This window comes from Streptomyces ruber (genome assembly GCF_014648075.1).
GTDB lineage: Bacteria > Actinomycetota > Actinomycetes > Streptomycetales > Streptomycetaceae > Streptomyces > Streptomyces ruber.
The window spans coordinates 823,208-849,635 of the sequence record NZ_BMQK01000002.1; the positions used below are offsets into that span (position 1 = coordinate 823,208).

Sequence of the window (26,428 nt, forward strand, 5' to 3'; positions counted from 1 at the left end):
GGCTCCTCACTGGAGGCATTTCGTGCACCCGTACGCGAAGAAGAACCGCACCGGTCCCACCAGACGTCCCAGACTCCGCGGGGCGGCGGCCCTGCTGACCGGGCTGCTGCTCGCCGGCACCTCGCTGTCGCTCACCGCGCCGGCCGCGGGCGCGGCCGAGACGGACACCACGGCGAAGGCCGCGGCGGCCGAGGACTTCCAGCAGGTCGTCCTCGCCAAGGGCGAGGCGGAGGTCGGCGAGCCCATGTCGCTGGCCGTCCTGCCGGACCGCTCCGTCCTGCACACCTCGCGCGACGGCGAGCTGCGCATCACGGACGCGGGCGGCAACACCCGGCTCGCGGGCAAGCTCGACGTCTACTCGCACGACGAGGAGGGCCTGCAGGGCATCGGCGTCGACCCCGGCTTCGAAGAAAACCGTTTCATCTACCTCTACTACGCGCCCCCGATGGACACCCCGGAGGGCGACGCCCCGGAGAACGGCACCGCCGCCGACTTCGCCCCGTTCGAGGGCGTCAACCGGCTGTCGCGCTTCGTGCTGAACACCGACGGCACACTGGATGTGGCGAGCGAGACGCAGATCCTCGACGTGCCCGCCACCCGCGGCATCTGCTGCCACGTCGGCGGTGACATCGACTTCGACGCGGCAGGCAACCTCTACCTGTCGACGGGCGACGACTCCAACCCGTTCCAGTCGGACGGCTTCACCCCCATCGACGAGCGCCCGGACCGCAACCCGGTCTTCGACGCGCAGCGCACCTCCGGCAACACCAACGACCTGCGCGGCAAGATCCTGCGCATCAAGGTGAACGACGACGGCTCGTACGCCATACCCGAGGGCAACCTCTTCGCGCCCGGCACGGAGAAGACGCGGCCCGAGATCTACGCGATGGGCTTCCGCAACCCGTTCCGGTTCAGCGTGGACAAGGAGACCGGCATCCTCTACGTCGGTGACTACGGTCCCGACGCGGGCGCCGCGAACCCGAACCGCGGCCCGGCCGGCAAGGTCGAGTTCGCGCGCGTCACCGAACCCGGCAACTTCGGCTGGCCGTACTGCGTGGGCGCCAACGAGCCCTACGTCGACTACGACTTCGCCACCGGCACCTCGGGCGAGCCCTTCGACTGCGCCGCCCCGAAGAACACCTCGCCCAACAACACCGGCCTGACCGACCTGCCGCCCGCCCAGGCCGCCTGGATCCCGTACGACGGCGCGTCCGTACCCGAGTTCGGCGACGGCTCCGAGTCCCCGATGGGCGGCCCGGTCTACCACTACGACCCCGACCTCGACTCCCCGGTGAAGTTCCCGGAGGAGTACGACGGCGACTTCTTCGCCGCCGAGTTCGGCCGCCAGTGGATCAAGCGGATCACCTCGGACGCCGACGGCACCGTGCAGGCGATCAACGACATCCCGTGGTCCGGCACCCAGCCCATGGACATGACGTTCGGCCCGGACGGCGCGCTGTACGTCCTCGACTACGGCCTCTCCTGGTTCGGCGGCGACGACAACTCCGCCCTGTACCGCATCGAGAACGCCACCGACGGACAGTCGCCGATCGCCCAGGCCGCGGCCGACCGCACCTCCGGCCAGGCACCGCTGCGGGTGAACTTCTCCTCGGCCGGCTCCACCGACGCCGACGGCGACACGCTCACCTACAGCTGGGACTTCGGCGACGGCGGCACCTCCACGGAGGCCGACCCGAGCCACACCTACCGGCAGAACGGCACCTACACCGCCACGGTGACCGCCACCGACCCGCAGGGCCGCAGCGGCAGTGCCAGCGTGCAGATCGTGGTGGGCAACACCGCGCCGACGGTGACGCTGCAGCTCCCCGCGGACGGTCAGCTGTTCAGCTTCGGTGACGCCGTGCCGTTCAAGGTGCAGGTCACCGACCCCGAGGACGGCCGGGACATCGACTGCTCCAAGGTCACGGTCACCTTCATCCTCGGTCACGACAGCCACGGCCACCCGCTGACCTCGGCGAACGGCTGCTCCGGCACCATCCAGACCAGCGCCGACGGCGGCCACGACCCGAACGCCAACATCTTCGGTGTCTTCGACGCCGTCTACACCGACAACGGAGGCGGCGGCCAGGCCCCGCTGACCACCCACGACCAGAACGTCACCCAGCCCCGCCACCGCCAGGCCGAGCACTTCGGCGACACCTCCGGCGCGACGGTGCAGAACCGGGAGAGCGCGAACGGCGGCAAGACCGTCGGCGACATCTCCAGCGGTGACTGGATCGCCTTCGAGCCGTACGTCCTGTCCAACGCGACGCAGGTCACGGCCCGGGTCGCCGCGGCGGCCCACGGCGGCAAGATCGAGGTCCGCGCGGGCTCCCCGAAGGGCCGGCTGCTCGGCTCCACGACCGTGCCGGTGACCGGCGGCCTGGACACCTACCGGGACGTCACCGCCAAGCTGTGGCTGCCGCCGCACGGCACCACCACGCTCTACCTGGTCTTCAAGGGCGCGAAGGGCGCCGGCCAGCTGTTCGAGCTGGACGACTTCACCATCACGACGAAGTGAGGTGGCTGCTGCGATGCGAGTGACCTTCACCGCGAAAGGAGCCCGGCTGGGTACGGCCGCCGTCGGCGCCGCGCTGCTGATCGGGTGCGTGTCCGGACCGGCGGCGTCCTCCTCCGGGGGCGCCGGGGGCAAGGACCCGAAGCCGGGCGCGGGCGCCTCGGACCGGGTGCTGGTGTTCTCCAAGACGGCCGGTTTCCGGCACGACTCGATCCCCGAGGGCATCGCGGCCGTACGGGAACTGGGCGCCACCCACGGGTTCGAGGTCGACGCCACGGAGGACGCGGGCGCGTTCACCCCGCGGAACCTCGCGCGGTACGACGCCGTCGTCTTCATGTCGACCACGGGCGACGTCCTGAACCGCACCCAGCAACGCGCCTTCGAGCGCTACATCGAGGGCGGCGGCGGTTACGTGGGCGTCCACGCGGCCGCCGACACCGAGTACGACTGGCCCTTCTACGGCGGGCTCGCCGGGGCGTACTTCCACTCCCACCCGGAGATCCAGTCCGCCACGGTCCACGTGGAGGACCACGCCCACCCGGGCACCGCCCACCTGGGCAGGACGTGGGAGCGCACCGACGAGTGGTACAACTACCGCTCCAACCCGCGCGAGCAGGCCCACGTCCTCGCCACGCTGGACGAGTCGTCGTACACCGGCGGCACCATGAACGGCGACCATCCGATCGCCTGGTGCCAGGAGTACGAGGGCGGGCGCGCCTTCTACACCGGAGGCGGGCACACCAAGGAGTCGTACGCGGAACCGGCGTTCCTGCAGCACCTGGCGGGCGGCATCAAGTGGGCGGCCGGCGCGGCCCAGGCCGACTGCCGCCCGGAGAACGGCTACCGGTCCCTCTTCGACGGCACCGAGGAGTCCCTCGCGGCCTGGAAGCAGGCGGGCCCGGGCACGTTCGACCTGAACACCGACGACGGCACGATCACGTCGTCGGGCGGGATGGGCATGCTCTGGTACGCCGGGTCGGAGTTCGCGTCGTACTCCCTGAAGCTGGACTGGAGGATGGCGGGCGACGACAACTCCGGTGTCTTCGTGGGCTTCCCCGCCTCCGACGACCCGTGGTCGGCCGTGGACAACGGCTACGAGGTCCAGATCGACGCGACCGACGCCGCCGACCGGACGACGGGCGCCGTGTACACCTTCCGGTCCGCCGACACCAAGAAGCGCGACCGTGCGCTGAACCCGCCGGGGGAGTGGAACACGTACGAGATCCGGGTCGAGGGCGAACGCCTCCGCATCTGGCTCAACGGCGTGAAGATCAACGATTTCACCAACACCGATCCGGCGCGCAGCCTGCGGGACGGCCACATCGGCATCCAGAACCACGGTGCCGATGACGAGGTCGCCTTCCGCAACATCCGGATCAGGGAACTGCCCACGCGGACGTCCGCCACCGCGGACTCCGCAGCGGTCACCGCGGACTCCGCGGCGGACGTCACCGCACCGGGCAACTGAACGGCGGCGGGCGGGGGACGCCGGACCCCCGCCCGCCGTCTCCCCGCCGCACCGGAAGCCACGAAGGAAGCCGTACGGGAAGTCGCGCAGGAAGCTGCACAGGAACAAGGAGGCTCACCCATGTCCGTGTCCGTGTCCCTTACCGATTCCCGGGCCCGGGTGGGGGTGTGGCTGATCGGAGCGCGCGGCTCCGTCGCCACGACCGCCGTCGCGGGGTGCGCGGCAGTGACAGCGGGCCTGCACGCCCCCGTCGGCATGGTCACCGAGACACCCCCCTTCGCCGAAACCGGACTGCCCGCGCTGTCGTCCCTGGTCTTCGGCGGCCACGACACGCTCGACTGCCCGCTCCCCAAGCGCGCCGAGGCCCTCGCCGCCGGAGGCGTCCTGCCGCACGGCCTCCCGGCCGCGATCGCCGCCGAACTGGCCGCGGCGGACCGCGGGATCAGACCCGGCGGCCCCCTCCCGGGCGACACCCGCGGCCCCGAGGAACTGATCGAGACCTTCGCCGCGGACATCCGTGACTTCGCACGGCACCACGGCCTGACCCGGACCGTCGTGGTGAACGTGGCCTCCACGGAACCGGTGGCCGACGGCTCCGGCCTGCCGCCCAGTTCGCTGTACGCGGCGGCGGCCCTCCGCGCGGGGTGCCCGTACGTCAACTTCACCCCGTCCACGGGACTCCACCACCCGGCCCTGACCGACCTGGCCGCCTCCTCCGGGCTGCCGTACGCCGGCCGTGACGGCAAGACGGGCCAGACCCTGCTGCGGTCCGTGCTCGGCCCGATGTTCGCCCAGCGCGCGCTGGCCGTGCGCGCCTGGTCCGGCACCAACCTCCTCGGCGGCGGCGACGGCGCGGCCCTGGCCGACCCGGCCGCCGCGGCGGCCAAGAACGCGGGCAAGGAACGCGTCCTCACCGACACCCTGGGCACGACCCCCGAGGGCGAGACCCACATCGACGACGTCCCCGCGCTCGGTGACTGGAAGACCGCCTGGGACCACGTCACCTTCGACGGCTTCCTGGGCACCCGCATGACCCTCCAGACCACCTGGCAGGGCTGCGACTCGGCGCTCGCCGCACCCCTGGTCCTGGACCTGGCCCGGCTGACGGCCCGCGCCCACGAGGCCGGCCTGACCGGTCCCCTCGCCGGCCTCGCCTTCTACTTCAAGGACCCCGTGGGCGACGCCCCGTCCTCCCTCGGAGCCCAGTACGAGGCCCTGACCGGCTTCGCGCAACGACTCCGTACGACTCCCGAGGCCGGCCGCGCGGAGGGAGCCCGATGACGTTGCTGGGACGCCTGTCCGACGGCGGACGGGGCAGGACGAGGGCTGCGAGAGCCCGGCGAGCGGGGGGCGCGGTACGGGGCGGCGCGGCCCGGGACGACGCGGCCCGCGGCGGTGCGGCAGAGACGAAGCCGGCGCCGGCTTCGGATCCGCAGACGCAGACGCAGACGCAGACGCAGACGCAGCCGGTCCGGCAGCCGCAGCCCCGCACGGGCCCGCAGCCACGGGCCTGGGCCGAGCTGCTGCGTCTGCCCGCCCTGTTCACCGTCCCCGGTGACGCCCTCGCGGGCGCGGCCGCGGCGGGTGCCCGGCCGAACGGCCGCACCCTGCTTGCCATCGGCTCCTCCCTGTGCCTGTACGAGGCGGGCATGGCCCTCAACGACTGGGCCGACCGCGCCGAGGACGCCCGGGACCGCCCGCACCGCCCCCTGCCCTCAGGCCGGGTGCGCCCCGCCTCGGCGCTCACCGCGGCGGGCGCCCTCACCGCCGCCGGTCTGGCCCTGGCCGCCCGGGCGGGCCGCCCCGCCCTCACCGTCGCCGTCCCCCTCGCCGCCACCGTGTGGTCGTACGACCTCGCCCTGAAGCGCACCCGCGTCGGCCCCGCGGCCATGGCCGCGGCCCGGAGCCTCGACCTCCTGCTGGGCTCGGCCGGCACCACCGGCACCGTCCGCCCGGCCCTCGGCCCCGCTCTGGCCCTGGGCACCCACACGCTCGCGGTCACCGCCGTCTCCCGCCGGGAGACCCAGGGCGGCTCGTCCGCGGCACCACTGGGCGGCCTGCTCACCACGGCGGCACTGTCCTGGTGGCTGACACGGGGAGCCGGGAGGGGAACCGCGGACGCGGCAGGCGCGCCTCGCACGAACAGCCGGGTCGCGACGTCGCCCATCGCGCTGACCACCGCGCTCACCGCCACGTACGCCGCCGCCACCGCACGCCCGTACGCCCACGCCGCCCTGAACCCCTCACCCCCGCTCACCCAGCGCGCCGTCGGCGCCGGCATCCGCGCCACGATCCCCCTCCAGGCCGCCCTCAGCGCCCATGCGGGCGCGCCCGGCACGGCACTGCTCACCGCCGTCCTCGCCCCGGCCGCCCGCAGGTTCGCCAGGAAGGTGAGCATCACATGAGCGACCGGACGGCTCCCGCCCGATCCTCCCGGCCCGCCCAGGGCACCGTCCCCGACCCCCACCGGACCTCGGACCCCCACCGGGCCCCGAACCCCCGCCGGCCCCCGTTCCGCTTCGGCTACGGCACCAACGGCCTCGCCGACCTCCGCCTCGACGACGCCCTGGCCCTGCTCGCCGACCTCGGGTACGAGGGTGTCGGCCTGACCCTCGACCACATGCACCTCGACCCGCTCGCCCCCGGCCTCGCGGCCCGCACCGGCCGGGTGGCCCGCAGGCTGGACGCGCTCGGGCTGGGCGTCACCGTGGAGACCGGCGCCCGCTACGTCCTCGACCCACGGCGCAAACACGGCCCCTCCCTCCTGGACCCGGACCCGGACGACCGCGCCCGGCGCGTCGACCTGCTGCTGCGCGCGGTGCGCGTCGCCGCCGACCTCGGCGCCCACGCCGTGCACTGCTTCAGCGGCATCACCCCGGCCGGCACGGACGAGAGCACCGCCTGGAAGCTCCTGCCCGACACCCTCGCCCCCGTCCTCGACGCGGCCGCCGAGGCGGACGTCCCGCTTGCCGTCGAACCCGAACCCGGCCATCTCCTCGCCACCCTCTCCGACTTCCACCGGCTGCGTGAGGCGCTCGGCAGCCCGGACGCCCTGGGGCTCACCCTCGACATCGGCCACTGCCAGTGCCTCGAACCGCTGCCGCCCGCCGACTGCGTACGCGCCGCCGCGCCCTGGCTGCGGCACGTCCAGATCGAGGACATGCGCCGCGGCGTCCACGAACACCTCCCCTTCGGGGACGGGGAGGTCGACTTCCCGCCCGTGCTCAGGGCCCTCGCCGAAAGCGGCTACCAGGGCCTCACCGTCGTCGAACTGCCCCGCCACTCCCACGCCGGCCCCCACTTCGCCGAGCACTCCCTCACCGCCCTCCGCCACCACGCGGCCGCCCTCGAAGGGAGCACCCCGTGAACCACCCGCACGACATCCCGGGCGTTCCGGCGACCCCGGCGACCCCACCGATCACGACAACTGCGGAGGCACCGGCAGCCGCTACCGGAACACCCGCGGCGGGCACCACCCCCGCCGGCACCCCGCTGGACGCCCTGCGCGTCCGTGTCACCGCCGCCCTCGACGACACCGCCGGCGCCTGGCTCGACCGTGCCCTCGAAGAGGCCGCGGACCGCCCGGGCGGTCACGGCCGCGTCGCCGCCTGGGAACTGCGGCTGGCCGAGGCGGGCCGGCGCTGCGGCCCCGAGCACGCCGACGCCGTCCGCGTCCTCGTCCTGCACGCGGCCGGAGCCGACGCGGACACCCTCGTCCGCGTCTACCGCCGGGGCACCGCCGACGAACGCCGTGCCGTGCTGCACGCCCTGCCCCACCTCGTGCCGGGCCCCGAGTGCCTGCCGGTCGTCGAGGACGCGCTGCGCACCAACGACACCCGTCTCGTCGCCGCCGCGCTCGGCCCGTACGCCGCCCGCCACCTGGACGCCCACAGCTGGCGGCACGCCGTGCTGAAGTGCCTGTTCACCGGCGTCCCCGTCGACGAGGTGGCCGACCTGGCGCGCCGCGCCCGCGCCGACGCCGAACTCGCCCGCATGCTCACCGACTACGCCGACGAACGCACCGCCGCGGGCCGTCCCGTACCCGAGGACCTGTACCGCGTCCTGGCCCTGACCGGCACCGGCCCGGGCACGCCCGGCAAGGAGTCCTGATGCGCATCTTCGACCCCCACATCCACATGACGTCACGGACCACCGACGACTACGAGGCCATGTACGCGGCGGGCGTCCGCGCCGTGGTCGAGCCGTCCTTCTGGCTGGGCCAGCCCCGCACCTCGCCCGCCACCTTCCTCGACTACTTCGACTCCCTCCTCGGCTGGGAACCGTTCCGCGCCGCCCAGTACGGCATCGCCCACCACTGCACGCTCGCCCTCAACCCCAAGGAGGCGAACGACCCCCGCTGCCTGCCCGTCCTCGACGAACTGCCCCGCTATCTCGTCAAGGACCACGTCGTGGCCGTCGGTGAGATCGGTTACGACTCGATGACCCCCGCCGAGGACACCGCCCTCGCCGCGCAGCTCCAGCTCGCCGCCGACCACGGCCTGCCCGCCCTCGTGCACACCCCGCACCGCGACAAGCTCGCCGGACTGCGCCGCACCCTCGACGTCGTCCGCGAGTCCGCGCTGCCAGCGGACCGGGTGCTGGTCGACCACCTCAACGAGACGACCGTCAAGGAGGCCAAGGACGGCGGCTGCTGGCTCGGCTTCTCCGTCTATCCCGACACCAAGATGGACGAGGACCGGATGGTCGCGATCCTGAAGGCGTACGGGCCCGACAAGGTGCTCGTGAACTCGGCGGCGGACTGGGGGAGAAGCGACCCCCTCAAGACCCGCCGCGTCGGTGACGCCATGCTGGCCGCCGGCTTCACCGACGACGACGTGGACCTGGTCCTGTGGCGCAACCCCGTCGCCTTCTACGGGCTGAGCGGACGCCTCGACCTCGACGTCGCGGCCCCGGACGCCACCCACGAGGGCAACTCCATACTCCGCGGCGGTGAGTGACCGATGCGCTTCCGCCACCCCGACGGCTCCACCGTCCACCTCGCCTACTGCACCAACGTCCACCCGGCCGAGACCCTCGACGGGGTCCTCGCCCAGCTGCGCGACCACTGCGAACCGGTGCGCCGCCGCCTCGGCCGCGACCGCCTCGGCATCGGACTGTGGCTCGCCAAGGACGCCGCCCGGGCCCTCGTCACCGACCCCTCCGCGCTGCGCGGCCTGCGCGCCGAGCTCGACCGCCGCGGCCTCGAGGTCGTCACCCTGAACGGCTTCCCCTACGAGGGCTTCGGCGCCCAGGAGGTCAAGTACCGCGTCTACAAGCCGGACTGGGCCGACCTGGAACGCCTGGAGTACACCACCTCCCTGGCCCGCCTCCTCACCGGCCTGCTCCCCGACGACGTCAGCGAGGGCACCATCTCCACCTTGCCCCTGGCCTGGCGCACCGCGTACGACGACGCCCGCGCCGAGCGGGCCCGCACAGCCCTGACCACCCTCGCCGAACGCCTCGACGCCCTCGCCGAGCTGACCGGCCGTTCCCTCCGCGTCGGCCTGGAACCCGAACCCGGCTGCGTCGTCGAGACCACCGCCGACGCCATCGCCCCGCTCACCGCGATCGGCCACGAACGCATCGGTGTCTGCGTCGACACCTGCCACCTCGCCACCTCCTTCGAAGATCCGCACTCCGCCCTGGACGCGCTCACCCACGCGGGGGTGCGCGTCGTCAAGTCCCAGCTCTCCGCCGCCCTGCACGCCGAACACCCCCACCTGCCCGGCGTCCGTGAGGCACTCGGCGCGTTCGACGAGCCCCGCTTCCTGCACCAGACGCGTGCCTACCCGTCCTCGGAGCTCAAGGGCACCGACGACCTCGGCGAGGCCCTGAAGGGCGACGCCCTGCCCGACACATCACCGTGGCGCTCCCACTTCCACGTCCCGCTCCACGCGGCCCCCGCCGCGCCCCTCACCTCCACACTCCCCGTACTGAGGACGGCACTGACCCGGCTGGTCGGCGGGCCCCGCCCCCTGACCCACCACCTGGAGGTCGAGACGTACACCTGGCAGGCCCTGCCGCCCGAGCTGCGCCCCCGTGGCCGCTCCCAGCTGGCCGACGGCATCGCCGCCGAACTCACCCTCGCCCGCGACCTGCTGACCGACCTCGGCCTGAAGGAGCTGCCGTGACCTCCTCACCGGCGTCCGACGCCACGGCACAGGTGACGGGGGACCCCACCCCGCTCCTCGTCCTGGACGTCGTCGGCCTCACCCCCCGTCTCCTCGACCACATGCCCCACCTCAAGGCCCTCGGCCGGTCCGGCTCCCAGGCCAACCTCGGGACCGTCCTGCCCGCCGTCACCTGTGCCGCCCAGTCGACCTTCCTGACCGGCACGCTCCCCGCCGAGCACGGCATCGTCGGCAACGGCTGGTACTTCCGCGAACTCGGCGACGTCCTGCTGTGGCGCCAGCACAACGGCCTCGTCGCCGGCGACAGGCTCTGGGACGCCGCCCGCCGCGTCCACCCCGGCTACACGGTCGCCAACATCTGCTGGTGGTACGCCATGGGCGCCGACACCGACATCACCGTCACCCCCCGCCCGGTCTACTACGCCGACGGCCGCAAGGAACCCGACTGCTACACCAGACCTCCCTCCCTGCACGACGAACTCACCGAACTGCTCGGCACCTTCCCGCTGTTCCACTTCTGGGGCCCCGGCGCCGACCTCGTCTCCAGCCAGTGGATCATCGACGCCACCCGCCACATCATGCGGACCCGGCACCCGGACCTGACCCTGTGCTACCTCCCTCACCTGGACTACGACCTGCAGCGCTTCGGTCCCGACGACCCGCGCTCGCTGCAGGCGGCCACGGACCTCGACACCGCCCTCGCCCCCCTCCTCGACGACGCCCGCGCGGAGGGCCGTACCGTCGTCGCGCTGTCCGAGTACGGCATCACCCGCGTGGACCGCTCCGTCGACATCAACCGCGCCCTGCGCCGCGCCGGACTCCTCGAAGTCCACACGCAGGACGGCATGGAATACCTCGACACGATGGCCTCACGCGCCTTCGCGGTCGCCGACCACCAGATCGCCCACGTCTACGTACGCCGCCCCGAGGACCTGGCGGCCACCCGGGAGGCGCTCGCCGGTCTCCCGGGCATCGAGCAGCTCCTCGACGACGAGGGCAAGAAGGCCCACCACCTCGACCATCCGCGCGCCGGCGAACTCGTGGCCATAGCCGAGCCGGACGCCTGGTTCACGTACTACTACTGGCTCGACGACGACCGCGCGCCCGACTTCGCGCAGCTCGTCGAGATCCACCGCAAACCCGGTTACGACCCGGTCGAGCTGTTCATGGACCCGCACGACCCCTATGTGAAGGTCAAGGCGGCCACGGCGGTCGCCCGCAAGAAACTCGGCATGCGCTACCGCATGGCGGTGGTGCCCCTGGACGCCTCGCCTATTCGCGGCAGCCACGGCCGCCTCCCCGAGAGCGACGACGACGGTCCGCTCCTCATCTGCTCCACCCCCCACGCAGTCACCGGCCGCGTCGCGGCCACCGACGTGAAATCACTGCTGCTCTCCCTGGCCGGCCTCGCGTGAGCGAGACGGCCGGATCGATTACGGACAGTGAAGCACGCGCCACTGACAATGCGTCCGGCGCGCGTCCGACCAGCACTTCTTCAGCATCCTTCAGCACCCGTCACCGCTGAACACCGACGAGAAAGAGAGACACCGTGACCGTGTTCGACGAAGAATCCGGAACGCGCGACGCGCTGCGCCGCGCTCTCGGCGTCGACCGCCGCCGCTTCCTCAGCACCTGCACCGCCGTGGCGGGCGCGGCGATCGCCGCGCCCGTCTTCGGCGCCTCGCCCGCCCTGGCGGGGGACCGGGGCAGAGACCACGACCGTGGCCACGGCCACGGGCACGGCCACGGGCACGGCGGTGACGTCCTCGTCCCGCCGGAGAAGCGCGGCATCATCCTGTACACCGTCCGCGACGCGACGGGCCGCGACCCGCTCGCCTCCGACCTGCCCTCCGGCTTCCGCGAGGTCTTCAAGCAGCTCTCGCGCCACGGGTACCGGCAGGTGGAGTTCGCGGGCTACAGCCAGCACGCCAACGCGCCGGGCGGTGCGGACCTGACCTCCGTCAAGGGCGCGAGACTGCTCCGCTCCTGGCTCGACGACTACGGGCTCAGAGCGCGCGGCAACCACGGCTTCATCCCCTCCTCCTGGCCGCTGACCAAAGCGGACCTCGACACCTTCAAGCTGCATCTGGAGATCGCCAACATCCTCGGCCTGGAGCACATGGGCACCGGCGGCGACCCCACGGGCAGCTCCTACCGCGCCGACTGGGACGTGGCGGCCGACAAGTGGAACGCGCTCGGCGCCATAGCCCGCCGCGAGGGCATCAAGCTGTACACCCACAACCACGACGCGGCGTACGGCTTCCTGCTCGACGGGGGACCGCTGGACGACCAGGGCCGGCCCACCCGCAGCTCCGGCATCCGCAAGCTCGAGTACTTCCTCAAGGTCACCGACCCGAAGCTCGTCTGGCTGGAGATGGACATCTTCTGGGCGCACGTGGCCCAGTACAAGTTCCACACCTACACGGCCCACGACGGCTCCACCCGCCGGAAGGTCTTCGACCCGGCGGCGCTCGTCGCCCGGCAGAACAGGCGTTACCCGCTGTTCCACGCCAAGGACGGCGTCGTCAACACCACCAGCGGTCAGGGCTACGACATGGTGCCCTTCGGCACCGGCGTCATCGACTACCGCACGTTCTTCTCCCGCGTCGGGGAGCGGAACTACCACAACCCGATGGTCGAGCAGGACGACGCCCCCAGCACCACCGACCCCGGACAGTCGCTGAGGTACGCGAAGATCGGCTACGACAACATCGCGGCCCTGCGCGGCAGGCGCCGCTGACCCGAGGCGCACCGGGGCACACACGAAGCGGCCCTCCCCACGTGGCGTCGTGGGGAGGGCCGCCTTCCGCGGTGATACGCCGGTCAAGGTGTCGTGGCGGCCGGGGACGGGCGCGGCGTACGGCGGACGGACGCCGCGTACGGCGGACGGGTGCGGAGCGGCCCTCAGGCCGTCTCCTCTCCGAGGGGCTGCGGGTCGGCCACGACATGCCTGGCCTCCGGCCTGCCCGGTGCCTTCAGGAACAGCGCGAGGACCGCGGAGGCGAGTCCGATAGACCCGGCCAGGACGAAGGCGCCCTCGTAGTCCCACGCACCGACGACGACCGCGCCCATGCCGGAGCCCACCAGGCCGGATATCAGCTTCGAGCTGTAGACCATGCCGTAGTTGGTCGCGTTGTTGTTCTCACCGAAGTAGTCGGCCGTCATGGCCGCGAACAGCGGGAAGATAGCGCCGCCGCCGAAGCCGGAGACCATCGAGCAGAACAGGAAGAACGGCATGCTGCCCATCTGGCCGGAGGCGAGGACGCCGAACTGGGCGACGCCCAGCACCACACACACGATGATGAGCGTCTTGCGCCGCCCGTAGCGGTCGGATATCCAGCCGATCACCCCGCGGCCCGTGCCGTTGACGATCGCCTTCAGGGACATCGCCGTGGCCACGATCCCGCCCGCGAAGCCCATGTCCTTGCCGAACGGGACCTGGAAGGCGATGCCGAAGATGTTGATGCCGGCCGTGCACAGCAGGCAGAACCACATCATCCACAGGACGGGCGTGCGGGCGGCCTCCTTCGGGGTGTACTGCTTCACCGCCGGCGGGTTCTTGGCCAGGGCCCGCCGGATCTTCGGGTCGTCGGTCTGCCGCAGCGGGTCGACGTGCGCGGGCCACCAGTTCTTCGGCGGGTCCCTGAAGAACCAGCCGGCCGCGGCGACGACCAGACACAGTCCGACACCCACCGACGCGAGCACGGTCTGGTAGTTGCTCAGATCCATGTACGAGGTGAACAGGAACACAAAGGGAACGGACCCGTAGGCGAAACCGCCGTTGACGAAGCCGGTCTTGCCGCCCTTGCGCTCCGGGTACCACTTGCCGACCATGTTGACGCAGGTCGCGTAGACGAGACCCGCACCGATGCCGCTGCACATGCCGAAGCCGAGGTAGGCGACGAGCACATGCGGCGCGTAGGCCAGGGACACATAGCCGAGCAGGGTGCCGACCGCGCCGATCAGCATGGCCGTGCGGGCGGGCAGCCTGCCGCTCTCCCGTAACCGCCCGGCGGGGAAGGCCACGGCCGCCTGGAAGAACACCCAGACGCCCATCAGCCAGAAGATGTGCCCGCTGCTCCACAGGTGGGCCTCGTGGAGTGTCTCCTCCGCCGACGTGAACGCGTACTCGGCGGAGCTGATGCCCATCATGCCGATCCACGGCAGGATGACCATCCATCTGCGTGGTCGCCCCATGACGTCCCGGTCGGTCTCGCCGATCCGGTACAGACGGCCGTTGCGGTCCGTCACCTCCCTGTAGGGGACGGACGTCGTCAGGTCGGTGGTTGTCATTCGCTCATGCACCCCTTGCTTGCGTCGAAAGTTCTGGCCAGCGCCCCCTGTCCCATGCCTTCCGTGCGCGCGGGTCCCGGGGCGGCCGACGCGCACCGTCGGCCGCCCCGCCCTCGACTCACCTCCTGTACCGCCCCCCAGCGCTCGGCGGCCTAGCTCCGGCGCCCTGGAAGAGGCGCGGGGAACCACGTGACCAGCCACAATGAACCCGAATCTGACGCATCGGGCCCTCAGTGACGCTCCCGCGCGCGGGAGCGTCACAGCAGCCCTGCCGCCCGCGCCCACCGGTACTTGGCCCCGAGCACCGCCACCGGCTTCTCGGTCGTGTACGGGTACGCCACGACCCCCCGCTCGAAGAGGTACTGGCACGCCTCCTCGACCTCGACGTCGCCCGCGAGCGACGCCACCACGGGCTTCTCGATGCCACGCTCGCGGTATTCGGCCACCACGCGCGCGGTGAGCTCGGCGAAGACCATGGGAGGGGTGACGATGGTGTGCCAGTAGCCGAGGACGAGCGCGTGGATGCGCGGGTCCTCCAGGCCCAGCCGGATCGTCGCCTCGTACGTCGACGGCGGCTCGCCCCCGGTGATGTCCACCGGATTGCCCGCCGCCCCGAAGGGCGGGATGAACTCACGGAACGACGCGTCCAGGTCCGGCGGGATCTCCATCAGCGACAGCCCGTTGTCGGTCACCGCGTCGGACAGGAGCACACCGCTGCCGCCCGCCCCCGTGATGATGACGACGTTGTCACCGGTGGGCACCGGAAGCACCGGCAACGCGCGCGCGTACTCCAGCATCTCGTTCAGCCCGGGCGCCCGGATGACACCGGCCTGCTTCAGCACGTCGTCGTAGACGGCGTCGTCGCCGGCCAGCGCGCCCGTGTGCGACCCGGCCGCCTTCGCACCCGCCGCCGTACGCCCGGCCTTCAGGACCACGACCGGCTTCTTCGGTACGGTCGCCCGCGCCGCCTCCACGAAGGCCCGCCCGTCCTTGAGGTCCTCCAGGTGCATGGCGATGCACTCGGTGTGCGGATCCTCGCCGAACCAGGTCAGCAGGTCGTCCTCGTCCAGGTCGGACTTGTTGCCGAGCCCGACGATCGCCGACACCCCCGTCTTCGTGGTCCGCGCGAACCCCAGGACGGCCATCCCGATCCCACCGGACTGCGAGGTCAGCGCCACCCCGCCCTTGACGTCGTACGGCGTGCAGAACGTGGCGCACAGGGTCTGCCACGTCGAGTAGTAGCCGTAGATGTTCGGCCCGAGCAGCCGGACGCCGTGCCGTTCGGCGATCGCCACGATCTCGGCCTGCAGCTCGTGCTCGCCGGTCTCGGCGAATCCGGAGGGGATCAGCACGGCGTTCGGGATCCTCTTGCGCCCCACCTCCTCCAGGGCCGCGGCCACGAACTTGGCGGGGATCGCGAACACCGCCACATCCACCTCACCGGGAACGTCCGTGACGCTCTTGTACGCCTTGCGGCCCAGGATGTCATCGGCCCTGGGGTTCACCGGATGGATCTCCCCGGCGAAACCGCCGTCGACGAGGTTGCGCATCACCGAATTGCCGATCTTGCCCGGCTCGTTCGAGGCGCCGATCACGGCGACCGACGAGGGCCGCATCAGCCGCCGCATCGAGGTGAGGATCTCCGCGCGCGTGTACGTGCGACGCGGCTGCGGCACCGACTCGGCGAGGATCACGCGGATGTCCGCCGCGACCGCTCCCTCGGGGGTGGCGATCACGGGGTTGAGGCCCACCTCGGCGATCTCCGGGAAGTCCGCGACGAGCTCGGAGACCCGGCGGATCTGCTCGGCGACCGCCCACCGGTCCACGGCCGGCGCGCCCCGCACCCCGCGCAGCACCTCGGCCGCACGGATGGAGTCCAGCATGGACAGGGCCTCGTCGGCGGAGACGGGCGCCAGCCGGAAGGTGACGTCCTTGAGGACCTCGACGAGGACCCCGCCGAGCCCGAACGCCACCACCTTTCCGAACGTCGGGTCGGTCACCGCGCCGACGATGACCTCCTGTCCCTTCGGCAGCAGCTCCTGGATCTGCACACCCTCGATACGCGCCTCGGCGTCGTACGCGCGCGCGTTCTCGACGATCCGGTGGAACGCCGCCCGTACGTCCGCCGCGCCCTCCACACCGACGACCACGCCGCCCGCGTCGGTCTTGTGCAGGATGTCGGGGGAGACGACCTTCATCACGACGGGGCCGCCGAAGCGCGCCGCGCAGGCCACCGCCTCGTCGACGTCCGACGCCAGTTCCTCGCCGGGCACGGCGATCCCGTACGCGTCGGCGATCACCTTGCCCTCGGGCGCGGTCAGCGCACTCCGGCCCTCGTCGCGCACGGCGTCGAGCAGTGCACGCACCCTGAGCACCCGGTCCTCGGCCAGCACGTCAGATCACCCCGTTCGACTTGAGCAGGCGCAGCTCCTCGGCACCGAGACCGAGCTCGCCGACGTAGACCTCTTCGTTGTGCTCGCCGAGCAGCGGTGAACTGGTCACCGTGACGGGCGAGTCGGACAGCTTCAGCGGGCTGCCCACGGTCGTGAACTCGCCCCGCTCGGGGTGCGGCACCGTCACGACCATCTCGTTGGCGGCCAGGGACGGGTCCTCGATGATCTCCTTCGTGGACAGGATCGGCCCGCACGGGATGTTGTGGGCGTTGAGCCGCTCCAGCACATCCCACTTGGGCAGGGTCGCGGACCACTCCTCGATGAGCTGGAACATCTTGTTCAGCTTGGGCAGCCGGGCTTCCGGCGTCGCCCATTCCGGATCGTCGGCGAGCTCGGGCCGGCCGATGAGCTCGGTGATCGGCTGCCAGCCCACCGGTTGCACGATCACGTACACGTAGTCGTTCGGGCCGCCCGGCGCGCACTTGACCGCCCAGCCAGGCTGACCGCCACCGGACGCGTTCCCCGAGCGGGGAACTTCCGGGCCGAAGTCGTCGTTGGGGTATTCAGCGAGCGGGCCATGGGCCAGGCGCTGCTGATCGCGCAGCTTCACCCGGCAGAGGTTGAGCACGGCATGCTGCATGGCCACGTTGACCCGCTGACCGCGCCCGGTGTTCTCCCGCTGGTACAGCGCCGCGAGAATCCCCGCCACGGCATGGACACCCGTGCCCGAGTCCCCGATCTGGGCCCCCGTCGCCAGCGGCGGCCCGTCCTCGAAGCCCGTGGTGGACATCGACCCGCCCATGGCCTGCGCGACGACCTCGTACGCCTTGAACTTCGTGTACGGGCCGTCCCCGAAACCCTTGATGGAGGCATAGACGATCCGCGGATTGATCTCCTGGATGCGGTCCCAGGTGAAACCCATGCGGTCGACCGCGCCCGGGCCGAAGTTCTCGACCATGACGTCGGAGCGCCGGATCAGCTCGGTGAGCAGCTCCTTGCCGCGCTCGGTCTTGGTGTTGAGGGTGATGCTCCGCTTGTTGCAGTTGAGCATCGTGAAGTAGAGGGAGTCGACGTCCGGTATGTCCCGCAGCTGCCTGCGGGTGATGTCACCGGTCGGCGCCTCCAGCTTGACGACGTCCGCGCCGAGCCAGGCGAGGAGCTGGGTCGCGGAGGGCCCGGACTGCACGTGCGTCATGTCCAGGACACGAATGCCTTCGAGTGCCTTGCCCGCGCTTCCGGACGGTGCCTTGCCCGCGCTTCCGGACGGTGCCTTGCCCGTCGTACCACTCATGGAGGCCACCTCACTTGTACATGGTCTGGTTCATGGTTCCGGGGGCGTACGCGTCCGGATCGACCCAGACGTTGACCAGCGAGGGCTTCCCGGACTCGCGGGCGCGCCGCAGCGCGGGGCCGATGTCGGCGGGGTCCCGGACCTCCTCGCCGTGACCGCCCAGCATCCGCGCGAACTCGTCGTACCGGACGTCACCGAGGGTGTTGCCGACCCGCTCGCGCTCCTTGCCGTACTTGGCGGCCTGGCCGTAGCGGATCTGGTTCATGGAGGAGTTGTTGCCGACGATGCCGACGAACGGGAGGTCGTAACGGACGAGGGTCTCGAAGTCCCAGCCGGTGAGGGAGAACGCGCCGTCGCCGAAGAGGGCGACGACCTCCTTGTCGGGCCGCGCCTGCTTGGCCGCGAGCACGAAGGGGACCCCGACGCCGAGCGTGCCGAGCGGACCCGGGTCCATCCAGTGCCCGGGCGACTTGGGCTGCACGACCTGCCCGGAGAAGGTGACGATGTCGCCGCCGTCGCCGATGTAGATCGAGTCCTCGGTGAGGAAGTCGTTGATCTCGCTGACCAGCCGGTACGGATGGATGGGGGAGGCGTCGGACTTCAGGCTCGGCAGCCGCTTCTCGATCGCCTTCTGCTCGGCGGCGCGCAGCTCGTCGAGCCACTCCTTGCGCTTCGACGCGCCCCCGTCGACGCGCCCGGAGGCGGCCTCGGCCACGGCCCTGAGCACCATCCCCGCGTCGCCGACGATCCCGAGGTCGATGTCGCGGTTCTTGCCGACCGTGCGGTAGTCGAGGTCGATCTGCACGACGGTCGCGTCCGGCGACAGCCGCTTGCCGTAGCCCATGCGGAAGTCGAAGGGCGTCCCGACGATGACGATGACGTCGGCGTTGGTGAAGGCGTACCGGCGGGAGAGCTGGAAGTGGTGCGGGTCCCCGGGCGGCAGCGTGCCGCGGCCGGCGCCGTTCATGTAGGCGGGCACGTTCAGCGTGCGCACCAGCTCGACGGCGGCCTCGGTGCCGCGGGTCGTCCACACCTGGCTGCCCAGCAGCACGGCGGGCTTCTCGGCGTGCACCAGCAGATCGGCGAGCTTCTCGACGGCCTCCGGGTCGCCGGACGAGCGGGTCGAGGCGCGGTAGGCACCGGCCTTCGGCACCCGCGCCTTCTCCACCGGCACCTTGGCGTCGAGCACGTCCCGCGGGATTTCGAGGAAGGAGGGACCCGGCGCACCGTGGTAGCACTCGCGGAACGCCATCGACACCATGTCGGCCGCGCGCGCCGTATCCGGCACGGTCGCCGCGAACTTGGTGATCGGCGACATCATGTCGACGTGCGGCAGGTCCTGCAGCGACCCCATCTTGTGCTGGCTGAGTGCCCCCTGCCCGCCGATCAGCAGCATCGGGGACTCCGCGCGGAACGCGTTGGCGACACCGGTCACGGCATCGGTCGTCCCCGGGCCGGCCGTGACGACGGCGCACCCGGGCCTGCCGGTGATGCGCGCGTACCCGTCGGCGGCGTGGGCGGCGACCTGCTCGTGACGGACGTCGACGACCTCGATGCCCTCGTCGACGCAGCCGTCGTAGATGTCGATGATGTGGCCGCCGCAGAGGGTGTAAATGACCTCCACACCCTCTGCCTTGAGTGCCTTGGCAACCAGATGCCCACCGGAGATGAGGTCCTGGCTGTTGTCGTCGGGCATGGCGAAGTCCTGTCCCTTCGTAGGGGATGGGCGCGCGTTCGCGCAGCTCAGACACGGTGCATGCGCTGTTCGTGGATGCCGTCGAGAAGGAGTGCATAGATTGCATACAGTCGACGGATACTGTATGAAGCTTGTTATCCCGTATCGGCCGGGGCGGTGTCCAGGGGGACGTACGGCATTTTGCGAGGCCTTGGTGCACGGTTGACGTATGAGTTAATGCACGGCCTGAGGCATGGCTGCGCTCAGGGCTTGACGCACCGCCTGCCTGCACGGCCTGACGCGCAGCTGCGCGAAGCGGCCCTTCCACCCGGTCCCGCGGCCCCCTCGGCCGGCTCTTCGGTCGACTGCGCGGTCGGATGACGGTCAGGAGTCGGCGTGCACCTCGACGCACATCAGCGCACCCACTCCCTGGCCGAGCGGATCACCACCATGAACGGTGCCGCCGCGCCGCCGCCGTCCTTGCCCACGCGGCGCAAGGGGCCGAGACATGGGCGCGGACGTCACCGTGGTCTTCGTGCCGCCCGCCTTCGCCGGGGCGGCGGTCGTCGAGGCCGCCGACGCCGGCATCGGCCTCGCCGTCGTCATCACCGAGGGCGTCCCGGTCCACGACACGGTGGCCTTCACCGCGCACGCCGCGACACGCGGCACCCGCATCATCGGCCCCAACTGCCCCAACTGCCCCAACTGCCCCAACTGCCCCAACTGCCCCAAGCTGACCAGCACCCGGCCGGTCCAGCGCGGGCATCATCCCGGCCGACATCACTGAGCCGGGCCGCATCGGCCCGGTATCCCAGGTATCCCAGTCCGGCGCACTCACCTACCAGCTCACGCACGAACTGCGCGACATCGGCTTCTCCACGTGCATCGGCATCGGCGGCGACCCGGTCGTCGGCACCACCCGCATCGACTGCCTGGCCGTGTTCGAACAGGACCCGGACACCGGCATCAACTCATGATCGGCGAGATCGGCGAAATCGGCGAAATCGGCGAGATCGGCGGCGACGCGGAGGAGCGCGCGGCGACATACGTCCGCGAGCACGTCACCGCGTCGGCCGACCGGCTACGTCGCGGGCTTCACGGCGACCCCGAGGGCAGGACGACGGGGCCTGCGGGCGCATATCGCCGCGCGCTCCTCCGGTACGGCACAGGCCATGAGGGAGGCCTTGGAGGTGGCCGGAGTGCCCGTCGGCGGCATCCCCGCCGAAACAGCACGACTCGTCGTGGCCCGGCTGGAAGCGGAACCCGAGCATGCCGGAAACAAGCCGGATGTCGCTCATAGTTGACGAAAGATGACTTTCCGTTGCCATCCCGGATCACTACGGTCGTGGTTACCAAGCCTCGCGTACCCATCCGCGCGTCACCGGTACGCGAGGCGAGCCATGCCCGTACCCGAACCCGAACCCGACCCGACCCTGATCAAGGACGGCGTGCGGCCGATACACACGCACGACACGCACGACACGCACGACACGCCCGAGCAGAGCCGAACCGATAGGCGCCGTCCGTCGATCAGAGCCCCCTCGGGAACCCTGTCCACGCACGACCCGCCCCCGACTGTGCACCGAGAGCGGAGCAACCGAATGGCATCAACGGCGTCACCCCTCACCCTCAAGGCCGGCACCTCCTGGTCGGACGCCTGGCAGCGCTGCCTGGCCGTCGCCCCCGAGGCATTCCGGGACGACCGCGTCCTCAACCTCTGGAACGCCGCCTGGCAGGCGGACGGCCGGGCCCTGCCCGCGACCACCCCCGTCGACGGCAGCCCCGTCGCCGGCCCGCCCCGCCTCGACGGCACCACCGCTCACCAGGCCGTACGCGCCTCACTCGACCAGCACCGCGCCTGGCGCCACATTCCCCTCCCCGAACGCCGCGCCCGCGTCGCTGCCACCCTCGAGGCCCTGACCCAGCACAGGGAACTCCTCGCCCTGCTCCTCGTCTGGGAGATCGGCAAACCATGGCGCCTCGCCCAGGCCGACGTGGACCGTGCCATCGACGGCGTGCGCTGGTACGTGGACGGCATCGACACCATGATGAAAGGCCGTACTCCGCTCGACGGCCCGGTCTCCAACATCGCGAGCTGGAACTACCCGATGAGCGTGCTCGTCCACGCGATGCTCGTACAGGCCCTGGCGGGCAACGCGGTCATCGCCAAGACCCCGACCGACGGCGGCGTCGCCTGCCTCACCCTGGCCTGCGCCCTCGCCGCACGCGAAGGCATACCGGTCACCCTGGTCAGCGGCAGCGGCGGCGAACTCTCCGAGGCTCTGGTCCGTGCCCCCGAGATCGGCTGCGTCTCCTTCGTCGGCGGCCGCGACACCGGCGCCGCGGTGGCCACGGCCGTGGCCGACCTCGGCAAACGCCACATCCTCGAACAGGAGGGCCTGAACACCTGGGGCATCTGGAACTACACGGATTGGCACGCACTCACAGAGGTCATCCCCAAACTCTTCGACTACGGCAAGCAGCGCTGCACCGCATACCCGCGCTTCGTGGTCCAGCGCACCCTGTTCGACGAGTTCCTGGCGGCGTACCTCCCCGCGGTACGCACCCTGAGGATCGGCCACCCGCTCGCCGTGGACCACCCGGACGCCCCCTACCCCCACCTGGACTTCGGCCCGGTCATCAACGCGGCCAAGGCCAAGGAGCTGACCGACCAGGTGGCCGAGGCCGTCGACCGCGGCGCGATCCCGCTCCACCGGGGCGACCAGGCCGACGCCCGCTTCCTCCCCGGCCAGGACACGTCGGCGTACGTCCACCCGGTGACCCTCCTCAACCCGCCTCCCTCCTCGCCCCTCCACCACGCCGAACCGTTCGGCCCGGTCGACACGATCGTCCTGGTCGACACGGAGGCGGAGCTGCTGGCCGCCATGAACGCCTCCAACGGCGCCCTGGTCGCCACCCTCTCCACGGACGACAGGGCGACGTACGACCGCCTCGCCCCCCAGATCCGCGCCTTCAAGACCGGCCACAACAGGCCACGCTCCCGCGGTGACCGCGAGGAACTGTTCGGCGGCTTCGGCGCCTCCTGGCGCGGCGCCTTCGTCGGCGGCGAACTCCTCGTCCGCGCGGTCACCCAGGGCCGGACGGGGGAGCGGCTGCCGGGGAACTTCCCGGAGTACCAGCTGATGCCGTGACCCGCCCCCGGCCACCCCGGCCGACCGGACCCCTCACCGAGGACTACCGGACGCGCACCCACCGTGAGAGCGCGCGTCCGGCGCCCGCGGGCCCTCCACGGCATGGATACGCAGGTGAAACGCACTGCGAAACCTTGGTATGGTTGTCCATGTCGCCGCCGGGAAGCCCCCGGCAGGGCGACAGACACCTGGTCCGGGTGGCGGAATGGCAGACGCGCTAGCTTGAGGTGCTAGTGCCCTTTATCGGGCGTGGGGGTTCAAGTCCCCCCTCGGACACACAGTTCCCCCATGGTGCTCGATTTTCGGGCAGGTGGAATAGGCACCCGCTTCCGGCTCCTGGCCGGGGCGGGTGTTCGTCGTTTCGGTGTCCGCCTGTGGCTTCTCCCTTCATCGGTGAGGGTCGGTGGGACTCTGGTCAGCCGATACTGATCCTCTCTTCTTGGGGGGTGCTGGCGGTCAGGGTTCTGGTTGCCGGGTCGTAGGTCAGGGAGATCGCCTTGATGCGGAGGTGGGCGATGGCCTCGGTTGGTGTAGGCGGTCCCGTACTCGTGCTGAGGGCGGCTGGCGCGTCGGGTCCTGGCCCTGTGAGGCGGTGGGTGAGCCGGAGGAGCAGGGTCGGCAGGTGCGGCAGGACGTGGTCCTCGCGCAGGTAGGTGTTGGGGGTGCGGCCGGGCTTGGACCGGGTGGCGCTGGTGTGGCCGTGGCGACAGCGGTAGCCGGGGCGGTGGTGGACTTAGAGGTCATCTCAATTGGTGAGTCGGCGGTAGCAGATGAGGGTGCAGGCGATGCTGGCGAAGGCCAGGAAGTGCTCCGCCTTGCGCTCGTAGCGGCGGTGCAGGCGACGGCAGCCGGCGAGCCAGGCCATGGTCCGCTCGATGGTCCAGCGGTGACGGCCCAGCCGCTTGGAAGACTCGACGCCCTTGCGGGCGAGGCGGTGCCGGATGCCGCGCTCGCGGAGCCATTTCCGCAGATGAGCGTAGTCGTACCCCTTGTCGCCGTGGAGCTTGGCGGGCTTGCGCCGGCGCGGGCCGCGGCGGGAGCGGACGGGCGGGATGCCGCGCACGAGCGGCTCCAGGGCCTGGCTGTCGTTCAGGTTGGCAGCGGAGATCCCGACGGACAGAGGCAGCCCGGTCCGCTCGGTGATCAGGTGGATCTTCGACCCTTTCTTGCCCCGATCCACAGGATGCGGACCCGTCAGGTCCCCCCTTTCAGGGCCCGCAGGTTCACCGAGTCGATCGCGCACCGCGACCAGTCCCGCTCGCCCCGCGAGCCGAGCTCGTCCAGCACCAGCCGGTGCAGCTTCGCCCACACCCGCGCCTTCGACCACTCCGTGAACCGGCGATCGGCCGTCGCACCGGACGGCCCGAACACCGGCGGGACCTGCGACCACGTACAGCCCGTCGTCGCCACGAAGATGATCGCGGTCAGCACCTCACGGTCGCCGTACCGGCGCCGGCCGCCACCCTGCGGACGTGACGGCGCCTCCGGCACCACCCGCTGGAACAGCTCCCGCAAACCGTCCGGGACCAGACGCTCAACCAACAGCACACCCTCAGGCTACCGCCGAAACCAAATGAGATGATCTCTTAGACGGTGTCCTACGTGGTGAGGCGAACGTAGACTCAGGTACGGGGCGGGGAACTTGGAGTTGGATCGTTCCGGACGGACTCTGGGAGATCGCAAAGCCGCTGCTCCCACCGTCGAGGGTGCGTCCGCAGGGCGGCGGAACACCGGACACGCCTGATGAGACGCTGTTCGCGGCGATCATCTACGTGCTGGTCAGCGGCTGCGCCTGGCGGGCCTTGCCGCCGTGCTTCGGCATCTCGAAGTCGACCGCGCACCGCCGCTTTCTGATCTGGTCCAGAGCCGGTGTCTGGGGCCGCCTGCACCAGGCTGTGCTGCACCGGCTCGACGACACGCCGGACTCGTCGACGTCACCCGCGTCGTGCTCGACACCGCCCACGTCCGCGCTAAAAAAGGGGCGAACACACAGGTACGAGCCCCGTGGACCGGCGCAAGCCGGGTTCCAAGACGCACATCCTGTCGGACGCGAACGGACTGCCCCTCCTCGTCGGCATCTCGGCCGCCAACGTCCACGACAGCGAAGGGCTGAAGCCCATGGTCGAGGGCCACCGCACGCAACACGACCCCTACCGCGGCCGGTACTTCAAACCCCAACGGCTCCACGCGGACAAGGCGTACGACGTCCCCCACCTGCGCAGATGGCTCTGGGGAAAGCACATCGGCGTACGCATCGCCCGCAAGGGGATCGAGTCCAGCGAGCGACTAGGTGTGCTGCTTGGACAGGTTGGTGACGCGGCTGGCTGGGGTTCGGCCGCTGATTCCGGTGTGGGGTCGGTGGTAGTTGTACCAGTCCAGCCAGGCGGGGAACGCTGCCTGCCGTTCGGTGTCTGACGTGTAGGGCTGGTGGTAGGCCCATTCCTCCAGCAGGGTGCGGTGGAAACGTTCGACCTTGCCGTTGGTCTGCGGCCGCCAGGGCCTCGTCCAGCGGGGGCTGATGCCCAGCTGGCGGCAGGTCTGGCGCCAGGTGTTCTTGGAGTAGGCCCAGGCGTTGTCCGTCAGCACGCGCTCGATGACGATGCCGCGGGCGGCGAACCAGGCGGCCGCCCGCTTCAGGAAGGCGGCGCAGGTCGGGGCGGTCTCGTCGGCGAGGTCCTCGGTGTAGGCGAGCCGGGAGTGATCGTCCAGGGCGGTGTGCAGGTAGGCGTAGCCGGCCGTGGACCGCTTGCGGTTGGCCTGGCCGGCGGCCCTGCCCCGCATTCTGTGACCGCCGCCGTCAGGGATGCGCCCGAGTTTCTTGACATCGATGTGGACCAGTTCGCCGGGGCGGGTGCGCTCGTAACGGCGCACGGGCCGGCCGGTGGCTCGGTCCAGCGCCGCAAGGGGCGGCAGACCGTGCTCACGCAGGATGCGGTGGGCGGTGGAGGGGGCCACCCCGGTGCGGACGGCCAGCCTGAGCGGCCCGATACGGTGCTCCTGCCGCATACGTACTACCTGCTCCTCGACCGCGGTGGCGGTCTTGCGCGGTGAGTGATGGGGACGGCTGGAGCGGTCGTACATGCCGGCCCAGCCCTGCAGCCGGTAGCGGTCGGCCCATCGCTTGGCGGTGGTGTGGCTGACCTGGAACCGCTCGGCCGCCCGGCGCAGCGGCCGGCCGTCCTCGACCACGCACCAGGCCAGACGCAGCCTCCCGGTCGGCGTCAGCGGGGCGTTACCGTGGCACATGAGGGCCTCCTCGGACCGGCGGTAGATGTCGCAATCCCCACCGAATCCAGAAGGCCCTCACCCATGCAAGACCGCATGCCGTCACCAACGTGCCCGAACAGCACACCTAGGGGCTCGCAGGCGGCGAGCCCCCGGCATGCGGGTGCGCTGCGTCAGCGGGCGGTCGGCACGGGGCCCACGGGGGTGTCCCCGCGGAGGGTGATGCGGTGCATGACGCGGTGCTGTTCGCCGTAGTCGCGGTTGGCGTAGTGGGACGTGCTG

17 protein-coding genes, 1 tRNA gene and 2 pseudogenes are annotated in these 26,428 nt (G+C 71.3%); 14 read left to right on the forward strand and 6 right to left on the reverse strand.

The annotated features are described in order from the left end of the window. Positions 1–22 precede the first annotated feature (22 nt). The 10 genes from IEZ04_RS08115 (at position 23) to IEZ04_RS08160 (ending at position 12,857) form a co-directional block, all read left to right on the forward strand. Positions 23–2,521: a PQQ-dependent sugar dehydrogenase gene (locus IEZ04_RS08115; RefSeq protein ID WP_189215999.1), complete on the forward strand. Its 2,499-nt coding sequence runs from the start codon at positions 23–25 to the stop codon at positions 2,519–2,521. Positions 2,522–2,534: 13 nt separating this feature from the next. Then, the gene (locus IEZ04_RS08120; RefSeq protein WP_189216000.1) at positions 2,535–3,986 is read left to right on the forward strand and encodes a ThuA domain-containing protein; all 1,452 of its coding nucleotides are present in this window, start codon (positions 2,535–2,537) and stop codon (positions 3,984–3,986) included. Between the two features lie 120 nt (positions 3,987–4,106). Beyond that, positions 4,107–5,267, forward strand: a complete 1,161-nt coding sequence (locus tag IEZ04_RS08125; RefSeq protein WP_189216001.1) for an inositol-3-phosphate synthase — start codon at positions 4,107–4,109, stop codon at positions 5,265–5,267. Then, on the forward strand, positions 5,264–6,391 hold the full coding sequence (locus tag IEZ04_RS08130) for an SCO3242 family prenyltransferase (RefSeq protein WP_189216002.1): 1,128 nt from the start codon (positions 5,264–5,266) through the stop codon (positions 6,389–6,391). Before IEZ04_RS08125 ends, IEZ04_RS08130 begins: the two co-directional genes overlap by 4 nt. Beyond that, on the forward strand, positions 6,388–7,353 hold the full coding sequence (locus tag IEZ04_RS08135; RefSeq protein WP_189216003.1) for a sugar phosphate isomerase/epimerase family protein: 966 nt from the start codon (positions 6,388–6,390) through the stop codon (positions 7,351–7,353). The genes IEZ04_RS08130 and IEZ04_RS08135 overlap by 4 nt, the downstream gene beginning before the upstream one ends. 50 nt (positions 7,354–7,403) lie before the next feature. Continuing rightward, on the forward strand, positions 7,404–8,096 hold the full coding sequence (locus IEZ04_RS08140) for an EboA domain-containing protein (protein ID WP_189216059.1): 693 nt from the start codon (positions 7,404–7,406) through the stop codon (positions 8,094–8,096). Further along, positions 8,096–8,944, forward strand: a complete 849-nt coding sequence (locus tag IEZ04_RS08145) for a TatD family hydrolase (RefSeq protein ID WP_189216004.1) — start codon at positions 8,096–8,098, stop codon at positions 8,942–8,944. Before IEZ04_RS08140 ends, IEZ04_RS08145 begins: the two co-directional genes overlap by 1 nt. Before the next feature lie 3 nt (positions 8,945–8,947). Further along, positions 8,948–10,117 carry a metabolite traffic protein EboE gene (gene eboE, locus IEZ04_RS08150; RefSeq protein WP_189216005.1) on the forward strand — a complete coding sequence of 390 codons (1,170 nt, stop codon included), beginning with the start codon at positions 8,948–8,950 and terminating at the stop codon, positions 10,115–10,117. Next, positions 10,114–11,532 (forward strand): alkaline phosphatase family protein, encoded by a 1,419-nt coding sequence (locus IEZ04_RS08155; RefSeq protein WP_189216006.1) that lies wholly within the window; start codon positions 10,114–10,116, stop codon positions 11,530–11,532. Before eboE ends, IEZ04_RS08155 begins: the two co-directional genes overlap by 4 nt. A gap of 134 nt (positions 11,533–11,666) precedes the next feature. Next, the gene (locus IEZ04_RS08160) at positions 11,667–12,857 is read left to right on the forward strand and encodes a sugar phosphate isomerase/epimerase family protein (RefSeq protein ID WP_189216007.1); all 1,191 of its coding nucleotides are present in this window, start codon (positions 11,667–11,669) and stop codon (positions 12,855–12,857) included. 164 nt (positions 12,858–13,021) lie between these two features. Here the strand turns inward: IEZ04_RS08160 and IEZ04_RS08165 are convergent, their stop codons facing one another. The 4 genes from IEZ04_RS08165 to IEZ04_RS08180 all read right to left on the reverse strand — a co-directional run bounded on the left by IEZ04_RS08165 (position 13,022) and on the right by IEZ04_RS08180 (position 19,790). Beyond that, complete coding sequence (locus tag IEZ04_RS08165) at positions 13,022–14,410, reverse strand: OFA family MFS transporter (protein ID WP_189216008.1); 1,389 nt, start codon at positions 14,408–14,410, stop codon at positions 13,022–13,024. A 257-nt stretch (positions 14,411–14,667) separates the two neighbouring features. Further along, positions 14,668–16,800, reverse strand: a complete 2,133-nt coding sequence (locus IEZ04_RS08170; RefSeq protein ID WP_189216060.1) for an acetate--CoA ligase family protein — start codon at positions 16,798–16,800, stop codon at positions 14,668–14,670. 4 nt (positions 16,801–16,804) lie between these two features. Then, entirely contained in the window at positions 16,805–18,094 is a 1,290-nt protein-coding gene (gene frc, locus IEZ04_RS08175; RefSeq protein WP_268245655.1) for a formyl-CoA transferase, read from the reverse strand. Positions 18,095–18,104: 10 nt separating this feature from the next. Then, entirely contained in the window at positions 18,105–19,790 is a 1,686-nt protein-coding gene (locus IEZ04_RS08180; RefSeq protein WP_189216009.1) for a thiamine pyrophosphate-binding protein, read from the reverse strand. A 481-nt stretch (positions 19,791–20,271) separates the two neighbouring features. Here IEZ04_RS08180 and IEZ04_RS08185 point away from each other — a divergent pair. From IEZ04_RS08185 to IEZ04_RS08195, 3 genes and pseudogenes are all read left to right on the forward strand, one after another. Further along, positions 20,272–21,073, forward strand: a pseudogene (locus tag IEZ04_RS08185) (hypothetical protein); the annotation flags it as partial. Positions 21,074–21,370: 297 nt separating this feature from the next. Then, positions 21,371–22,921: an aldehyde dehydrogenase family protein gene (locus tag IEZ04_RS08190; RefSeq protein WP_189216010.1), complete on the forward strand. Its 1,551-nt coding sequence runs from the start codon at positions 21,371–21,373 to the stop codon at positions 22,919–22,921. A gap of 191 nt (positions 22,922–23,112) precedes the next feature. Next, positions 23,113–23,197, forward strand: a tRNA-Leu gene (locus IEZ04_RS08195). 469 nt (positions 23,198–23,666) lie between these two features. Here IEZ04_RS08195 and IEZ04_RS08200 read toward each other — a convergent pair. Then, a protein-coding gene (locus IEZ04_RS08200) for an IS5 family transposase (protein WP_229820898.1) occupies positions 23,667–24,463 on the reverse strand; the annotation gives its coding sequence in 2 pieces (ribosomal slippage) (positions 23,667–24,125 and positions 24,128–24,463; 795 coding nt in all). Between the two features lie 110 nt (positions 24,464–24,573). Between IEZ04_RS08200 and IEZ04_RS08205 the strand changes: the two are divergent. Next, positions 24,574–25,213: pseudogene (locus IEZ04_RS08205) on the forward strand (IS5 family transposase); the annotation flags it as partial. On the opposite strand, the gene IEZ04_RS08210 reads toward IEZ04_RS08205, so the two are convergent. Further along, on the reverse strand, positions 25,208–26,167 hold the full coding sequence (locus IEZ04_RS08210; RefSeq protein WP_189216012.1) for an IS481 family transposase: 960 nt from the start codon (positions 26,165–26,167) through the stop codon (positions 25,208–25,210). The pseudogene IEZ04_RS08205 and the gene IEZ04_RS08210 overlap by 6 nt on opposite strands. Between the last annotated feature and the right edge of the window lie 261 nt (positions 26,168–26,428).